Source organism: Exiguobacterium sp. AT1b, from assembly GCF_000023045.1.
Lineage (GTDB): Bacteria > Bacillota > Bacilli > Exiguobacteriales > Exiguobacteriaceae > Exiguobacterium.
This window is the reverse complement of the sequence record NC_012673.1, coordinates 954,684-973,077: the sequence shown is the minus strand read 5'-3', so window position 1 is coordinate 973,077 and position 18,394 is coordinate 954,684. Positions and strand designations below refer to the sequence as shown.

Here is an 18,394-nt window from a genome sequence, read left to right as displayed (position 1 = left end):
TATGAAACTAGTCATCATTGGTTCAGTCGCTGCTGGGACATCGGTTGCGGCGAAAGCGCGTCGGAACAACGAAGACGCACAAATCACGATTTACGATCGGGATTACGATATCTCGTACTCTGGTTGTGGGATTCCATACTACGTTGGCGGAGAAGTCGAGTCACGTGACGATCTGACACCGCGCGATGCGGCCTTCTTCAAGAAGCGCTACAACATCGACGTCATGACACGCCATAACGTCACAGCTGTCGACAAAGACGCGAAGACGGTGACGGTTGAAAACTTAGAGACGGGTGACACGTTCACGGACGCCTATGACGTCCTCGTCCTTGCGACGGGTGCGTCGAGCATCATCCCACCGATTCCAGGGGTGAAGTCGGACAACGTCTTCCCGATTCGAAACATCCAACATGCGGAGGCGACACGCTCCTTCGTCGATTCGACAGACCCGAAACATGCGACAATCATCGGAGCCGGCTTCATCGGTCTAGAGATGGCGGAACAGTTGAAGCTTCGTGGTGTGGACGTGACCATCATCGAACGTGTACCGCAAGTGATGCCACCACTCGACAAGGATATGGCGTGTCGCGTTGAGGAACACCTCGAGAAGAATGGAATCGAGCTCATGCTCGGAGAGACCGTGACAGAACTTGTCGGCGACGGACATGTCGAACGGGTCGTCACGGAGAGCGGGAAGACGATTGAGACCGACTTCGTCATCTTGTCTGTGGGAGTCCGTCCGAACGTCGAGCTCGCCATGAACATGGGAGTCAAACTGGGTGAAACGGGTGCAATCGCCGTCAATGAGCGGATGGAGACAAACATCCCAGACGTCTATGCGGCAGGAGACGTCGCGGAGAGCTTCTCAATCGTGACAGGGAAACCGATTTGGCGTCCACTCGGTTCGACAGCGAACAAGATGGGACGGACCGCCGGGGACGTCATCACGGGCGGTCACCTCGAACATCGGGGCATCCTCGGCACAGGCATCTTCAAAGTGTTCGGACTTGCTGTCGCACAGACGGGTCTCGCCGAAAAAGAAGCACGTGAACTCGGATACGATATCGAGGTACTTCATAATACGAAACCGGATAAGCCTGCCTATATGGGTGGGAAAGATATGACGATTAAAGCGGTCGCCGACCGTGCGACACGTCAACTGCTCGGCGTCCAAATCGTCGGATTTGAAGGAGTCGACAAACGGATCGACGTCTTCGTCACGGCCATCACCCTCAAGGCGAAAGTCGACGACTTGTTCCATCTCGACCTCGCCTACGCACCACCGTTCTCGACGACGAAAGACCCGGTCATGTATACGGGGATGGTCCTCGCGAACAGTATCGACAAGGCGGCGCGACTCATCACACCGGCCGAACTTCAGGCACGAATCGATGCCGGGGAAGACATGCAAATCATCGATACGCGGAAAGCTTCACAGTTCGAGAAGGCGTGTGTCGATTGTGCGGTCAACGTCCCACTCGGCAACCTCCGGGAAGCGGCGAAAGACATGGACAAGGACAAACCGACCGTCGTCTACTGTAACGGTGGGGTGACGGGGAACGCGGCCCAGAACGTGCTCCGTAACCTCGGATTCACTGACGTGTACAACTTGTCAGGTGGAAATAAGAACTATCAGTTGTTCAAAAAATACGGGAACTGAGCAAGACGACGTCCATTGCGGGCGTCGTTTTTTGATATGCTGGACGTGAGGTGAAGCGGATGGATTATAAGATGTTACATGAGAAGTTTGAGCGACGGAAGCAGTGGCTCATTTTTGACAAAGAAGAAGTCGTCCGTCGTGTCATGGTGCGCTACAAGGCAAGGATTATCCCGAAGACGGACATCATGGACTTGGTGAACGACGATCAACTGTCGTATGAACATATCTTTTGTTGCTTAACGATTGATGACCCAAGAATGCTCGATCAAGTCTTCACGGCGAAAGAGAGAAAAGACCATCAGTGGGAGATTGATGACAATGCGAGGCGTGGGATGGTATATAAGCACAAAGATGAGGCACATCGACTTTACAACCAGTTGATTATCGATGAACAGGAAGGTCGCCGACTCGACATCGTCTTCGAGAGCAAGGATGGGAAGTATGTGACCGGTTTTTTGACAAGAGACATGTCAGAGCAAGTCGCCTCTTATATTTTTGCACATGTCGGAGGCGCCAAGTTCACAGGTCTCGTCCCACGTTCCTTCTTACCAGCGGACTTAACAGATGAAGAAATCAAGATGAGCTATCGGTGGTATTTGGAATCGCTTGAGAGATGGAATAAGTTATGAAAGAACCTCTCACACACGTGTGAGAGGTTAGTTGGCTTTCCGTTGATTCCATTTTCCGATTCGATTTCGCCCATTCCGTTTGGCGACATAAAGCCCAATGTCTGCCTTTTTAATCAGTTGAGCGGACGTGATGACTTTTCGTTCAGAAGTGCTCGATACTCCGATTGAAATGGTGACATCCAGCATCGCTTCATCAGGCAATTGAAAAGGTTGTTTCGAGACTTCGGTCAAATATCGATTCGCAATTGATATGGCTTGTGGAAGGTTACAATCGGCAAGTAAAACAGAGAACTCCTCCCCGCCGTTTCGGCATACCATGTCATCTGCTCGTGCGATTCCAGAGAGACGCTGACCGAGTTCTACTAAAATCGCATCACCTGCATCGTGTCCGTATGTATCATTGACTGATTTAAAGTGATCGATATCGATTAACAACAACGCAATCTCATGCGGTGACGTAAACACTTCTTCATCGACTCGTTTCATTTCTTCGTCAAATTGTCTCCGATTCCCTAGACCAGTCAACGTATCCGTATACGCAGCCTCTTTATACTTTGTGATCAAACGTCGAGACCGTTCGATTTTGCGAATTCCGCCATATACGATGTGTAAGAACAAACCTGTTGCGTATCCGATAAATAAAAACCAAATGAGTGTGATAACATATGCGCTTGGTTCTTCGTAATTGGCCATGTTGAATGCAGAGAAAAGTGCGATACATGTAAGGCTAATCATGTTGACAGTTCGGATATCTTGAGTCGGTTTGATTCGTTCACGTCTTCGTAAAAATAAGAATGCGATACCTGCCGCGACAGAGTAGTCGAGGAGCGTGATGATCAGAAGCGTCTCTCCAGGTACGATGAACGGAAGGAGAATGATACTCGTCACATACGTAATGCGTAACCCAGAAATCCCAAAGTATAAGGCAGAGATGATGAGCGGAATGAATCCATACTGGAAGTCCGCTTGGGCGTTCCATAGCACACCATGAAGGGTGATGAGCATGGAGAGTCCGGCCAAGAGGATGGAGATGGTGATGCGCCGACGAATTGGCAATTTATTCGTGAAACCAAGCTTCGTGAAACGTGAAATTAGATACAGGCCCACGAGCAAAAGGCTCGCATTGGCAATTAGGTTATTAATTAAGGTTGTAAGTGACAGCAACTATTTTTTCCTCCTTAACTTCTATATACAGATTGAACTCTCGGAAAGCAATCCTTTTTGTAGAGGAAAGATGTTTAGTGCTCTACTTTACTAAAATAACATTGCTTCACTAAAAGAAACCGTTTACAATTTCTGTGTAAGCGTTTTCTCAAAATAGTGCTACAAGGAGGGACCCTCATGGTCAAAAAGCAGTGGAAACCCGTATGGGCAGTTGTGCTAACGTTTGCACTAATTCTGTCAATGTTTCCGATGCCGACGTCCGCTTTAGATAAAGGGAAGTCGACACTTGTCGTCGTCCATTATCAAGAGGCGCCGGATAACGAAAAGGATTGGAACTTATGGCTTTGGGCGAACGGTCCAGATTACTTCCCGAACAAAGGCTTCACATTCAACGGGGAGGATGCATTCGGAAAGGTGGCGGCTTACGAATTCCCAGTCGACTCACCTGAAAAAATCGGTCTCATCGTCCGCACGGATAATTGGGACAAAGATAAGGGGTCTGAAAATGACCGCTTCATCACGAGCGACATGATTCAAGATGGCGTCGCCGAAGTGTGGATCAAGTCGGGCGACCCGACCATCTATACGTCAAACCCGGACGGGGAGACAGCTTCGACGGAAATCGATATGAAAGTTCATTATTTCCGTTACGACAATACATACACGGACTGGGGTCTTTGGGCTTGGCCAGACGGTGGGGACGGACAGAGCATCGCATTCGATGGGGCTGATGATTTCGGTGCCGTCGCGAACGTGAAACTCGCCAACCCAGAATCGAAGAGACTCATGGGCTTGATCACGAAAAAAGGAGAATGGACGGAGAAGGATGGGGAAGACCGATTCGTTCTCGGGACTGCAAAAGAGATTTGGCTCGTTGAAGGAGATTCGACAATCTACTATTCAGAGCCTCAAATCGATCGCTCTCCAAAACTCGTCTCGTTCTCGGCGGACACGTTCCGTCAAGCGACACTCACGACGAACCGCGTCATCACGGATGCGTTCATCGATGATTTGAGCGTGGACGGGGCAACGGTGGAATCGATTGAAAAGGCTAGCGACAAGGCGGTGACGATTCAATTCAAGTCAGACATCGACTTAGCGAAAGTCATCAAAGCCTCGCACCCGGAGTTTGGAGAACAGACGCTCCAAGCCGGCAAGGTGCTTCGTTCGAAAGAATTCGATGCGAAATATGCATATGACGGTAAACTCGGTGTCACGTACCAAAAGTCGAAAACGAAATTTGTTCTCTGGGCTCCGACGTCTCAACAAGTCGAGCTCGAACTATGGAACATGCCGACGAACCGACCAACAAATGATAAAGATTTGAAGAAAGTGATTCAAATGAAACGCGGTGAACGCGGCACGTGGGTGGCAGAAGTGCGGGGTGACCTAGACGGAATCGGCTATACGTACCAAGTGACTCATGCGACAGGGAAGGTCCGTGCGGTCGATCCGTATGCGACGGCTGTCGGCGTGAACGGTGACCAAGGTGTCATCGTCGATTTGAAAGAGACAGATCCAAAACGTTGGAATTCGATGAAACCGAAGTTGAAACAATCGACGGACGCGATCATCTATGAGACGCATGTCCGTGATTTCTCGATCTTCGATGTGAAGACGGACAAATACGACTCAGGCATCCAAAACAAAGGGAAGTACCTCGGTGTCATCGAACCAGGAACGCGTCTTCTCGTTGACGGAAAGAAAACGGCAACGAAGACAGGGCTCGATCACGTCAAAGATCTCGGCGTGACACACGTTCAGTTCATTCCGGTCTATGACTTCAACACGGCCTCCGTCGATGAGACGAATCCGATGGCGACGTACAACTGGGGATATGACCCGAAAAACTACAATGCACCAGAAGGGTCGTATTCAACGAATCCTTACGATGCGAAAGTACGCATCATGGAAATGAAACAGATGATTCAAGGATTGCATGACAACAATTTACGTGCCGTCATGGACGTCGTATACAACCATATGTTCGATGCACAGGCATCGAACTTGCACAAAATCGTACCGGGTTACTACTACCGCTACACAGCGGGTGGTGACTTTGCCAACGGAACAGGTGTCGGAAACGATACGGCTTCCGAACGGGCGATGATGCAAAAGCTGATCGTCGACTCGGTCGTCTATTGGGCAAAAGAGTACCACTGGGACGGATTCCGTTTCGACTTGATGGGAATCCATGACGTCGACACGATGAACAAGGTTCGTTCGGAGTTGAATCGAGTCGACAAGTCGATTCTCGTCTTCGGAGAAGGATGGGACCTTGGTACGCCGCTCGATGCTGAATTAAAAGCAAATCAAAAGAACGCCTACGACATGCCGGGCATCGCCCACTTCAATGACAACATCCGTGACGGCTTGAAAGGTAGCGTTTTCTTCGATGAGGACAAAGGATTCGTCAACGGAAAAGAAGGCATGGAAAATCGCGTGAAGACGGGAATCGTCGGTGAGATCGCGTATAGCGACACGATTAAAGGATTCACGAAAGAACCGACGCAAGCCATCACGTACGTTGAGGCCCACGACAATCACACGTTATGGGACAAGCTGGAGTTGACGAACCCGATCGCATCTGAAGTGAACAAGACGAAGATGCACCGACTCGCTTCAAGCATCATTTTGACGAGCCAAGGGACGACATTCCTTCACGCCGGACAAGAGTTCATGCGTACGAAGGAAGGCGACCACAACTCGTACAAATCACCGGACTCGATCAACCAGCTCGATTGGAAACGGGCAGCCGACCGCAAGGCGGACGTCCAATACATGAAAGGCTTGATTGAGATGCGTAAAGCCAACCCAGGTCTTCGGATGACAAAAGCGAGCGATGTGAAACGATTCTTGACGTTCCACAAAGCGGAAGCGAACGTCATCACGTACACGATTGACGAAGATGCACCGGGTCAAAAGAACGACTTGTTCATCACGCATAACGCCAACCCGACGAATGTCCAAGTCACCCTTCCTAAAGGGAACTGGAACGTGATTGTCGATGGCGACCGTGCCGGAACGAAGACAATCAAGCGCGCGACTGGAAAAGTAAGCGTGCCTGCATACAAGACGTTCGTCCTCGAACGGAACTAATCATTGACCCCACTTTGAAACGAGTGGGGTTTTCTAATGGCACAATGATGGGTAATTGGTAATTAATGCTTTATAAACTAGTCATTTTGTATGAACAAGAGAATTTACGCTTGAAACTTCCATCTCTTTCGAAAGGAGAGATTGTATGGCGATTTTCAAAAAATGGATTCATCGCGTCAATGGTGACGTCACGGATCTATTGTCAAATGGACCGATTCCCCCGTTCCATGTGGATTCGCTCCTGATTGAACAGTATCCGGATGCCATTTACGTACTCGATACAAATGGTCGACTAATCGATTCGAACGAAAAGATGGGACTACTGTTCGATGACTTCGCGTTATCCCCAGCCGATGCGGAAGAGTTTGCGCCGTATCACGAACAGGCGTTAACCGGGGAAACGGTCCATTTTGAACTAGTCAAAGCATATGAGGGGCAACAGCGAAAGCTCGCGGTAACATGCACCCCGCTCTATAAAGATCAACTCATTCAAGGTGTATACGGCATCGTCAAGGACATGAGCGCCGAATGGGACACGCAAAACCGTTATGCGATTATGAAAGTGGGACGGGAGTTGCTTGAACAAGTCCCTGGTCTCATGGTCATCGAAGTGCATCTTGCAGACGGGTCATTCTCGTTCTCTTCCCAGGTCTCGTCGTTCCTCGGTATTTCGAGGCGGCGATTGAACGAGATGCATGTGGAAGAAATCCGAGAAACGGTTCATCCTGACGATTGGGAGCGGTTGACTCAAGCGATTCAGACGTTGCGAATAGCCGATGCAGGGGCCGACTTCGCGATGGAGATTCGATTGCGCCACCAAATGACGTTTGAAGATTTGCCAGTGACAGTGCGGGGGGCGCTCTCTGTCGACCGTGACGTCATCACGTACGTCATCTTCTCAACGAAAGAACAGCAGCGCATCGAGAACGAGTTGACGGACAAAGACGAGCTGTTGCGTCGCGTTTGCGAAGCATCCGATACGGCCATCTGCGACTATAGCTATGATACGAGTCAAATTGAGTTCGCGACAGGGCAGTTTCAGACCATCTTTGGGTATACAGTGAAACAATTTAACGCGCACCCGAATTACTGGAAAGTCGTCATCAATCAGGACGACTTAGAGAGAGTCAATCAGGCGAATGAACAGACACGTCATACGACACCTGTCCATCTTGAATATCGGATTTTTGTTGGAAAGAAGCAAAAATGGATTCAGGAGTGTCGGCAGCACTTGTACGACGAAACGGGTCGAGTCCGTGGGTTTCAAGCGTTGATTCGTGATGTGACCGAGGTGAGGGAACAGGAAGCCGAGGTGTTGCGACTGAGCGAGTTTGATCCGATGACGAACATCCCGAATCGCGAGACGATGTTCCAGTCGATCACGCGATTGATTCAAACAGACATTGCATTCGTATTATTCACTGTGACCTTTAATCGAATCGGTGACATCAATCGGACGTTCGGTTACGAATATGGAGACGAATGGCGCATCCAGACGGCGCATCGATTGCAACGAATGGTGCCGGATGAGGCGGTCGTCGGTCATTTGGATGGAGATACATTCCTTGTCGTCATGCCGGGACATCATGAAGAGGAGTGGTTGATTCAAATCGGGGAACAGCTCGCGAGATTGTCGAAGCACTGTTTCCAACTCGAACCGTATACCGTTTATCCGAATATGCAAATCGGTGTCAGTCGCTATCCGAACGATGCGGAAGACGAAACGACGCTCATTCGCCGAAGTTATATGGCGATGGGGCGGGCCGGGAAATCAGGAGCGGCGCCGATTTCCTTGTACGCTTCGCACATGAATCTCGATGAGCTGAAGCGATTCGAGTTGCTACGTGACTTGCCGAGCGCCATTGACCGGAATGAGTTTTATCTGTTGTATCAACCGAAAGTGAACGCTTGGACAGGTGACATCACAGGAGCGGAAGCGTTGATGCGTTGGGAGCATCCGACGTGGGGGGTTGTTTCCCCACTAGATTTCATCCCGCTCGCAGAAGAGAGCAATCTATTCATCCGATTGACGGACTATCTGATTGAAGAGGTGTTTCGCTTTTTAGCGACGCTCCCCAACAAGATTCCGATCTCGTTGAACGTCTCGCCGAAATATTTGTATCACGAGCAACTATTTAACACGTTCGAATCGGCAAGTGAACGTCACGATGTACCGTTGCACTGGATTGAGATTGAAGTGGCCGAGACGTCACAGCTCGATGCGTCGCATCATATCATGAGTGTCTTTTCTTCGTTGCGGGCGCTCGGGATTCAACTTGCGCTTGATGATTTCGGGAAAGGCTATTCGTCGCTCGCCTACCTGCAACAATTTCAAGTGAACACGATCAAAATTGACCGGATTTTTGGTCATGGGGTATCAGAGAACAAGCAAGCCCGGGCCATCATTCATAGTCTCGTCGTCTTGGCGAAAGAATTCGGGCTCGATGTAGTCGTCGAAGGGATCGAGCAAATGGAAGACTTACTCTTGTTGCGGCAGATTGGCTGCAAGACGATTCAAGGCTATCTTTTCAGTCCGCCGGTCCGAGAGGATGCCTTCTTGCAGATGATGGAGTCGGGGAAACTGATTCCCGATCCGTTCGATGTTCATGAGGCGTCTGCGAATCGTTATATTCAAGCAGGCATCACGATTACGACGATTCGGCAGCAACCCGTCTCGGTCGGTCTCTCTTCGATCGTACTGACGTCAAGAACGGACCAGACGTTGCATTTTTATGCTGCCCTGCGCCTCCCGTTAGAAGGAGACGTCACGTTCATCATTCGTTTTGCATCCGGTACAGACTTGCCTGTCCGCTTACGTCGAATGACCGAAGTGACGAATGGGTTATATCAATATGCCGCCGACTACGAATCAAGTCCGACCATCGAGGCGCAATTGACCGCCCTTGAGAAGGAAGTGAGCGGAAACGAAGAAGTCACCGACTATATCGAACTCGTTCACCAGCCAGAGCGGTCCTGAGTACCCGACGTGTCGCGTGTGAGAATAGATAGTTGAAACAGGGGTCTCCTTTTCTCTAAGATGGAGAAAGAGAGAATTGAGTGAGGAGATCTTAGATATGAATCTGTATGAACAAGCGAGCGACTGGATGCGGCAATGGCATGACGACCCGTCCGAACGCCTCCGACAAATCAAAGATGAAATTGAGCGCACGGGCACCTATTCGTTGACGACGGAAGAGTTGTGTGAGGGTGCCAAGGTGGCGTGGCGGAATTCGAATCGTTGCATCGGCCGCTTGTTTTGGCAGACACTCCATGTGATCGATGCGCGGGACGCCGATACGTTTGAGGCTGTCTACGACCATCTTGTCGATCATCTTCGGTTCGCTACGAACGGTGGAAAAATCCGTTCGACGATGACGGTCCTCCCGAACGAGTTCAAACTATTGAACACACAGTTGATTCGGTACGCGGGATATGAGACACCTGACGGAATCATCGGAGACCCGATGTCCGTCACGATGACGAAGCGCGCGAAAGAACTCGGATGGGTCGGAGCCGGCACGCCATTTGATATCCTCCCGCTCATGATCACGGACGGACGAGACGTCCGCTTGTTTGAGTTGCCGAACGAGGCCGTGCTTGAGGTGGACATTCAGCACGAGGATGTGGATCTGTTTGACGGACGGACCATCAAATGGCACGCGGTCCCGGCGATTGCGGATATGGAACTTGAAATCGGAGGGCTCCGGTTTACCTCGGTCCCGTTTAATGGCTGGTATATGGAGACGGAAATCGGGGCACGGAACTTGGCCGATACGGACCGTTATGATTTATTGCCGCTCGTCGGACGGTCACTCGGGCTCGATACGACGAAAGAGCGGTCGCTTTGGCGCGACCGGGCACTCGTCGAATTGAATATCGCCGTCCTGCAATCGTTCGAACGGGCAGGTGTGACCATCGTCGACCATCATACGGCCGCCAAACAGTTCAAGCGTTTCGAAAAAAACGAACGGGACGCGGGGCGTGACGTCACCGGGCAATGGAGTTGGCTCATCCCGCCGCTCTCTCCTGCGACGACGCACGTTTTTCACGAACATTACGACAATCAAATCAAGACACCGAACTTGTTCGCTCGAAGTGGATGTCCGTTCTCAGGGTTTCGTCAGCCGGTAAAAGAGGAATTGAAAGGCTAGAACCGAGAGAAAGGATGATTGCTGTGGCAGTCCCACTTTGGAAACGAGCCGTCGCTGGTCAAATCGACCAACTCGTCTTTCAGACACCGGCAAAACTGATTGAAAAGGCCGTCCGTCAAAAGATTTGGCCAGACAAAGAAGTGAAACGGTATTACTTACCGACCGTCGTGACGATGGCCGGAGAAGTCTATTGTATGTTGTATCGAAACGGTCAGACGCTAGGAGACCGTGTCGTCGGAATTAAGGTCGTGAGTGCGGATGGACGCCCGCTTTCACTGGAGCAAGTCGTCAAACGGACACTCTATAAAGACGTGGTCTACCCGGCGACACTCGGGATTCCGCTCATCCGTGCACTCCAACAGATGAAGTCGAATAAAGACCTCGAGTTGCCGCACGACGAGTTCGCCCATACAAAATTGATCTCGACCAAATGAAGAAGAGCAGGGCGACCGCGTGTCGCTCTGTTTTTTCGTTCCGTTCGGTCGATTAGGAATAGGGGCAGGAAATAAGGTATAATGGGATTGGACAAAAATGAACGACTATTGGAGGCTTTTTAGTTATGACAAAAATCGCATGGATTACCGACAGTATGGCCAACTTCTCTCAAGAAGAGGCATCCCGTCTCGGTGTCGATATCGTTCCGATTCAATTGATTGTGGACGGGAACGGCTATAGTGAAACGAAACTCTCGCTTGAAGACTTACATCGGTATATGATTGACCAAAAGAAAGAAGCGAAGACGTCACAACCGATCTTCGGAGACTTCATCGCCCGCTACGAACGCTTGAAAGAAGAGGGATATGATTGTGCCATCGCCGTCCATTGCTCGAATGGATTGAGCAGTACGGCGAAAAATTCGAAAGCAGCTGCCGAAGCGGCTGACTTTACCGTGTATACCATCGACTCGCATGCCGCACTCGAGGCGCAGCAAGAACTCGTCCGAATCGGGAAGGCCGCTGAAGCTGAAGGCAAGTCAGTGGAGGAAATCGTCGCCCTTCTCGAAGCATGGCGCGATAAGAAGAACTTCTTCATGATCATCGGAAACATGGAGACGATGCGCCGAGGCGGTCGTGTTTCTTCCGGTGAGATGTTCCTTGCGAACATCTTGAACATCAAGCCGATCATCACCCTTGATGAGACGGGGAAAGTCATCCCGTTCAAAAAGGCTCGTTCATTGAAGAAGGCTTATGCGGAGATGGTCAGTGAACTCGAACGTCGTCACGCGGAAAACGGTGTGAAGGACAATCGGGTGTTCGTTCAGACGGCACTCGCACCGAACATGCAAGATGACCTCGTCGCACTCATCGAGTCGAAACTACCAGGTCTCGAAGTCGTACGGACTCGATTCTGTCCTTCGATTGCGGTACATGCCGGATTCGAGACGGTCGGTGTCTTGTGGCTCAACGCTTAATCAAGTAGGAGGAATGTAAGATGGAAGCAATGACAACCTTGACTGGATTGAATGAACGGATTGCGAGCACGGAACAGCTGCTCGTCTACGTGTCACATCCGGGATGCAGTGTCTGTCATGCGCTGAAACCTCAAATCGAAGAGATGCTCAAAGAGTTCCCTGAAATCGAGGCGGTCGCAGTGGATTCGGACGAGGTGCCGGAAGTCGCAGGCGCATTCTCCATCTTCACCGTTCCGGTCGTCCTCTTTTTCATCAACGGGAAAGAAATGCTCCGCCGGGCACGATTCGTGCCGATCGGCGAACTGACGCATCAACTCGAACGCATGCAAGAAATGAGACAAGCGTGAATATGATCCATCATCCTGTCATGGGATGGTGGGTTTTTTTCATAGTGTAACGGGTAAAGACCCGCAAACACATAAGGGGTGATTCGATGCGAGGCAAGCAATACGTAGGAGAATCGATTGATGTGTACTATGATGTGTCGCTTTGTGTCCATGCAGCGGAATGCGTACGGGGATTGCCGGAAGTATTTGATACGAAACGGAAACCGTGGATCTTCCCGGATGGGGCCGAAGCGCCGGACGTCGCAACGGTGATTGAACGTTGCCCGAGCGGTGCGCTCCAGTTCGTTCGGAAAGATGGTGGAGACGCGGAGACGCCAGACGTCCCGACGTCTGTTAAATTAAATGACTGGCAACAAATCGAGGTACGCGGCGACCTTCACATCGAACAAGGGAATGAGGTCATCTCCACGTATCGGGCCACGCTCTGCGGATGTGGACAGTCCGGCAAGCGACCGATTTGTGACCATAGCGGTGCGTGTAAAGGATGAGAGGATGATGAATGATGCAGATTCCACTACATTCGGACTGGCATGATACAAAGCTGACCTTGCATTTGATTTCACAGCTTCTCGGAAAAATCAAGCTCAAACTGGCGCCGCCCGAGCCACAATGGGGGCATGTCTCGCTACCACTCACGGTCCATGGTTTCACGACAGGGCTGTTGTTTGAAGGGGAGCGGACGCTTCAGATTGATGTGGACCTGTTGACGTCTTGCCTTGTCATCCATGTCGAAGATCAAACGGACGCCATCCCGATTGAAGCAGGGAAGACGATCAAGTCTTACTACGATGACTTATTCGATCGACTGCGGACGCACGGGGTCAACGTGCACATCAACCCGAAACCACAGGAGATGTCATTCAAAGGGTTACTCGATACGGATGAGACACCGCTCGCCTATGACGCGACGTATGCCCGGCGAGGCTTGAGGCTGTTTCAACGGGCGGCACATGAACAACTGACGTACTTATCGAAGCTGCGGTGTCGAAAAATTAAACCGGCACTCTTTTGGGGGACGTTCGATGTGTCGTCGCTCGTCATCTATCCGATTGAGCATCCGTTTCCGGAAGACAAGGTGATTGAGCGTGTCGCCTTCGATGAACAGTTGATTGAATTCGGATTTTGGTTAGGGGACGATGTGACGGCGCGTCCAAACTATTTTGTCTTACCCTATCCGTTCCTGTTCAGACCGCTACCGACGGAAAGGCTCAAGCCGGAAGCGGCTTATTACAACGCGGAAAAGAGTGAATTTTTCTTGCCGTTACATGAACAAACGATGGGACAGGTACAAGCGTTCTTATCCACCTCGTTTGAGATTTTGATGGATGAGATGGATTGGACGATGCGTGATCATTTCTTCATTCCATTAAAACTAGAAGAGGAGAGTGGGGAGTAAATGGAGATTAAACAAAAGGAAAATACGTTCTACGTTGGGGACGAGGCGAAGCCATCGGCAGAACTACACTATGTGCCGACGGGGCCGGATAAACTGATTGTCGACCATACGTACGTCAGTGATGAACTTCGAGGACAGGGGATTGGAGAGAAACTTGTCGTTGCGGTGGTCGAATACGCTCGAGAACAAGGAAAGACGATCATCCCGCTCTGTCCCTTTACGAAAAATCAGTTCGATCGACATCCGGAATATCACGACGTATTGGCGAGCTGAACCGAGGTGGGCCAAATGGAAGAAAAACGAGCCACATGGTTGGAGCTCTTCTATGACCTGGTTTATGTCGCTGCGATTGCGACAGCGAACCATGTCCTTCTTCATACCCATCATGGTGTCATCCCGTTCGAATATGCCTCGAAGTTCGTCCTCATGTTCATCCCGATTTGGTGGGCGTGGGTGGGGCAGACGATGTTCATCAACCGCTTTTTCGAGGATGCGATTCACCAGCGTCTGTTCGTAATTGGACAGATGATCTTCGTATTGATTATGACGGCTAGCTTGAACGTGGATTTTGATGACTACTACTATTCATTTCTCATTGGCTACTTAGGTTTGCGCGTCATGACGGTCTTGCAGTATACGATGGTAAATCGACGTATTCAAGACCCGGCGGCCCGCTTTTTAGGCACCTATTTTTGGATTGGAATCGGCGTCTCGTCGTTATCCATCTTTTTTGATGGAAGCTTGCGCTACGTCGTGCTGTATCTCGGGCTCATCATCGATTTGATTGTCCCGATCATCGGTCGGAAACGCTTGGCCATGACGCCCATAAACTTAGGATATTTGCTCGAACGCTTTGGTCTTTTGACCATCATCGTCTTAGGGGAATCCATTATCAGTATCTTGGCGGTGCTCGAGCCGCAAGACGGGGATATTCGGTCCATCAGCTTTTCGATTTTAGCATTCATCGTCCTCATCGCCATTTGGTGGCAATATTTTGACAACATCGAAAAGAAAGTGGACAAAGACGCGGTCGGGACCGGTCAAATCATTTTGTACGGTCATCTGTTCATTTGGATGTCACTCAGCGTTCTGGCGAGCATGATGAAACTGATGTACCTCGGGGAGTTGGATGAGCGCTTTGAAGTGATGGTGACGTTCGGTGCGGTACTTGTGTACTTTTTATCGACGACGCTCGTGTTTCACAATCATCGCTTCCCGGAAAGCAGGTTGCACTGGGGCTATTTCGTGTTTTTCGTCGCGCTCATTCTCGTATTCACCGGCCTCCATCTATTCGTCCTCGTCTCACCGTTAATCATCATGATTGAACTCGCCATCTTCTTCGCCATCTATGCGAAACTGACGACCACATAAAAATGGAGCGCCGCGGGGCGCTCCATTTTTCTTATTCTGCTGCTTGCGGGACGAGATAGATCAAGCCGAACGGGTTGTGCAACAAGTTGTCGATGGTCGTCCGCTCGTCTTCTCCCATCTCGACCGTGAAGGCACGCCCGTCCTCGAAGGCGAAATGGTCACCGTCGCCGAACATCGCGCCACCGGAGATGAGGTGGAAGTTGAACGAATGGATCACGTGGATGGCATCTTCAATGTCGAGTGTCATCGGTACGGCCACGTCTGCATGACCGAACGCTTTCATTCCCCATGACATATAGGCGTTCTCTTCTTCTGTGATGGCCGTGAGAAGCGAATAGTCGAGTGCGAGGTCTTCTTCTTTTGATTCTTGCCACTCGTCTTTCGAGTAAGCGACACCAGCTGACTCGACCATGACGCCAACTCCACCTGCGTTTAAGACGGCGTTTGCGGCACGACGCGCCGCGGCGACGTCTGTCAAATCGTTGACGTCGACAATCAAGTAGACGACATGCGTGTGACGAGCGATTCCTTTCGCCACTTTCGGTGTGAATCCGCCAGAACTCGCGTGAATCATCGCCTCGGCGAGGGCTGGGTCACGTTCCACGACTTCAACGGTGAACGCCTTGCCTGTCTCATCTTCGAGCAACAACAGACCGGCCATCGTGTAGCCTTCACTATGTAAACTGATTTGTTCGCTGACACCTTCTGCGGAAGACCAGTTTCCGGGAATGGCGAGCATAACTTGTGTACGATTCATGTATATCATCCTTTTCTGCAAAAGTCAGGTCCCTCCTCAGGAGAGACCTGGTCTATCTCTTATTATGCCCTATTTCGGCATGAATTATTCTTGATACGTCTTTAAAACTTCCTGAAGTGGGATTTGATCGATTTTCCGGCGACTGATGAACGTACTCATGAAGAAGAGGAGAACGACAGCGCCGAGCGTATAGACGATATAGACCCATTCGAATTCAAGTGGGAGCACGAGTCCATAATCTTCTGCAAAGACGACGATGATGACCCGAAGCGTCAACAGGGCGATGGGGATGCTCAAGAGGGCGGAGATAAGCGCATAGATGAAGTAGCTATTCAAGATCATGGAGCGGACTTCCCGTTTCTCATATCCCATCACTTTCAACAAGGAGATGACATAATAGTTCTTCTCGACCGTCAGCGCCGTCAAGACGAACAGGATGCTGAAAGCGATGAGGGACGCCCCGCCGATTAAGACGTTCATCATGAAATTCATATATTGATTGATCGATTCGGACTGATCGATCAACCCTTGACGTGACAGGATGGTCGGATAGTCCGATTCGTTCGGGCGTTCCGTCGCGTAGATGCCGTTGAACAGGTCATCCGTCGAACCGTCCGTGAGTAGTTCACTTAACGTCGACCGAGGCAAGTAGGCGAAGTCGCCAGAGAATTCATCGGCAATCCCGATGATGGGATAGGTCAACGTGTCTCCGTCGAGTGCGACATCGATGTCTTGACCGACGTCGAGCCCGAGCTTCAGGGCGAGTGAGGAAGAGACGACAAGGCCGTCAGGTTCGAGTGTCAACGCATCCCCATCTTCGTCTCGGAGGGGGAACAAGGTGTTGTCGAAGTCGAGTCCCTTCAAGGTGATCAGGTTATCTTCGACAAAGGCGAACGGATAGGTGAGGAACGGTTCTTGTCCCGCTTCTAAAACCGGTGTCCCGTCTGTATACGCCTCGTATTCATACACCGCTTCGTTCAATCCGCCGACGGTCATACGGTCGACGGCCCCGTTCATCATGAGGGCGAAAACAATAAGAATCGTCGAGAAGAGGATCCCGAGAAAGAAGATGAGGAAACTCCCCGTGCTCTTGACGGCATACAAATATTTGAACTTCGTCTTGCCACTCGCCCGTTTCAACAGTCGACTGACGAGTCGGCTGAGTCGATTCAATGAGACGTTGTCCCGTGGCGACAAGAGGGCGAGGGCGCTCTCTCCCATAATTTTATAGATGACGGCTCCCGCGACGAGCGCAAAGAAGAGGAGCGGGGCGAACACGGCTGTCACGAACACGAGTGGACTTTGGGCGATGGTGATGGACGGTAAGAGATAGAAGTCGAGATAGAGTTCTTTCAACGGGTTCGCGAAATAGAGTCCCAGGAAATAACCGATGATGAGCATAAAGAATGCGAAGATCAAGATGAGCACCAAGTAAGGAGAGGCGATTTGACGACGACTGTAGCCAATCGCCTTCAATAGTCCGATTTGTCCTCGTTCCGCCTCGAGCATATTCGAGATCAGGATGGCGACGATGATGACAGCGATCGAGACGATAAAGAGACTGAGTCCGAGCGCCATCGCCTTGCCGGATGAAATCTCGCTGTAGATGGCACCGCTTCGAATGATGTTCTCCGTCTCCATGACCGAGACGACGAACGGGAGCTCGAGGTCGGTCTTAATCGGTTGATCGGTCACCCCGGACAGCCGGAACGACTCTTGCCCGACGAATGTTTCAAACGATTCATCCGTCATCAGGAGGAGGGTCTGTGAACCTGGGTCCAAGTTGAAGAAGTTATCATCGAACAGGGGGAGCGTGTAGTCCGGAAAGAGGACAAATCCACTCACCGTGAACGGTTTGCCGATGTCAATCGTGTCCCCGATGTCGATCCCATTCTCTTCTGCATATTTTTTGTTCAAAGCGATTTCGTCATTCGCGCTCGGTCGCTCACCGGCTTCGAGGTAGGAGCGGTTGATCGTGTCTGATTCTTTGACGATCATTCCCCGATGCTCGGTGTCATCAAACGTGTAGGTGATGGCTTTCAAGTCACGGAGTTCAATCGTGGCATCCGGCATCTCCTGTTCGACGGCAGCGATTCGCGATGCGATCAGACGATTGAAGACTTCCGCGTCGGCTTGTTTGATGTCAGCTAATGTGAACGCTCCTGTCTCCGCGAGCGTGGCGACAGCGGGGTCGCGTAACTCTTCTTCCGTCACCCGATTGAGCATGTCAATCGCAAAGTCTTCTTGGTTCGATTCTTCCAGATACTCTTCGGTCGGGACCTCAATCCCGCTGATGCCATAGAACATCATCGTGTACGTGAGTGAACTCATGACGATGATGATGGCGATGGCGAGGAGTTGCATCCACTTCCGACTCAATGTCTTCCAGACGTTTTTATACAGCATGTC

The 18,394-nt window shown here is 50.8% G+C and carries 15 protein-coding genes; 12 read left to right on the top strand and 3 right to left on the bottom strand.

From position 1 onward, the window contains the following. The first annotated feature begins 1 nt into the window (after window position 1). Window positions 2–1,660, top strand: coding sequence for an FAD-dependent oxidoreductase (locus EAT1B_RS05110; RefSeq protein ID WP_012727071.1), 1,659 nt, complete (start codon window positions 2–4; stop codon window positions 1,658–1,660). A gap of 59 nt (window positions 1,661–1,719) precedes the next feature. Beyond that, window positions 1,720–2,289: a hypothetical protein gene (locus tag EAT1B_RS05105; protein WP_012727070.1), complete on the top strand. Its 570-nt coding sequence runs from the start codon at window positions 1,720–1,722 to the stop codon at window positions 2,287–2,289. Window positions 2,290–2,316: 27 nt separating this feature from the next. Here EAT1B_RS05105 and EAT1B_RS05100 read toward each other — a convergent pair whose 3' ends face one another. Beyond that, window positions 2,317–3,396 (bottom strand): diguanylate cyclase, encoded by a 1,080-nt coding sequence (locus tag EAT1B_RS05100; RefSeq protein WP_237708264.1) that lies wholly within the window; start codon window positions 3,394–3,396, stop codon window positions 2,317–2,319. Window positions 3,397–3,630: 234 nt separating this feature from the next. Here EAT1B_RS05100 and pulA point away from each other — a divergent pair, with 234 nt between their 5' ends. The 10 genes from pulA to EAT1B_RS05050 all read left to right on the top strand — a co-directional run bounded on the left by pulA (window position 3,631) and on the right by EAT1B_RS05050 (window position 15,228). Continuing rightward, a complete protein-coding gene (gene pulA / locus EAT1B_RS05095) occupies window positions 3,631–6,552 on the top strand; it encodes a type I pullulanase (protein ID WP_012727068.1) in 2,922 nt (973 codons plus the stop codon). A 145-nt stretch (window positions 6,553–6,697) separates the two neighbouring features. Next, on the top strand, window positions 6,698–9,529 hold the full coding sequence (locus EAT1B_RS05090) for an EAL domain-containing protein (protein ID WP_012727067.1): 2,832 nt from the start codon (window positions 6,698–6,700) through the stop codon (window positions 9,527–9,529). A 97-nt stretch (window positions 9,530–9,626) separates the two neighbouring features. Beyond that, on the top strand, window positions 9,627–10,703 hold the full coding sequence (locus EAT1B_RS05085) for a nitric oxide synthase oxygenase (protein WP_012727066.1): 1,077 nt from the start codon (window positions 9,627–9,629) through the stop codon (window positions 10,701–10,703). Window positions 10,704–10,717: 14 nt separating this feature from the next. Beyond that, window positions 10,718–11,137 (top strand): RDD family protein, encoded by a 420-nt coding sequence (locus tag EAT1B_RS05080; RefSeq protein ID WP_012727065.1) that lies wholly within the window; start codon window positions 10,718–10,720, stop codon window positions 11,135–11,137. A gap of 125 nt (window positions 11,138–11,262) precedes the next feature. Continuing rightward, complete coding sequence (locus EAT1B_RS05075) at window positions 11,263–12,114, top strand: DegV family protein (RefSeq protein WP_012727064.1); 852 nt, start codon at window positions 11,263–11,265, stop codon at window positions 12,112–12,114. 20 nt (window positions 12,115–12,134) lie between these two features. Further along, complete coding sequence (locus EAT1B_RS05070) at window positions 12,135–12,461, top strand: thioredoxin family protein (protein WP_012727063.1); 327 nt, start codon at window positions 12,135–12,137, stop codon at window positions 12,459–12,461. 86 nt (window positions 12,462–12,547) lie between these two features. Next, window positions 12,548–12,949: a (4Fe-4S)-binding protein gene (locus tag EAT1B_RS05065; protein WP_012727062.1), complete on the top strand. Its 402-nt coding sequence runs from the start codon at window positions 12,548–12,550 to the stop codon at window positions 12,947–12,949. A 14-nt stretch (window positions 12,950–12,963) separates the two neighbouring features. After that, complete coding sequence (locus EAT1B_RS05060) at window positions 12,964–13,857, top strand: DUF5996 family protein (protein ID WP_041917927.1); 894 nt, start codon at window positions 12,964–12,966, stop codon at window positions 13,855–13,857. Continuing rightward, a complete protein-coding gene (locus EAT1B_RS05055; RefSeq protein WP_012727060.1) occupies window positions 13,858–14,130 on the top strand; it encodes a GNAT family N-acetyltransferase in 273 nt (90 codons plus the stop codon). A 15-nt stretch (window positions 14,131–14,145) separates the two neighbouring features. Then, window positions 14,146–15,228, top strand: a complete 1,083-nt coding sequence (locus tag EAT1B_RS05050) for a low temperature requirement protein A (protein ID WP_012727059.1) — start codon at window positions 14,146–14,148, stop codon at window positions 15,226–15,228. Between the two features lie 31 nt (window positions 15,229–15,259). On the opposite strand, the gene EAT1B_RS05045 is transcribed toward EAT1B_RS05050, so the two are convergent. After that, entirely contained in the window at window positions 15,260–15,985 is a 726-nt protein-coding gene (locus tag EAT1B_RS05045) for a hypothetical protein (RefSeq protein ID WP_012727058.1), read from the bottom strand. 84 nt (window positions 15,986–16,069) lie between these two features. Further along, window positions 16,070–18,391, bottom strand: a complete 2,322-nt coding sequence (locus EAT1B_RS05040) for an FtsX-like permease family protein (RefSeq protein WP_012727057.1) — start codon at window positions 18,389–18,391, stop codon at window positions 16,070–16,072. Window positions 18,392–18,394: the final 3 nt, after the last annotated feature.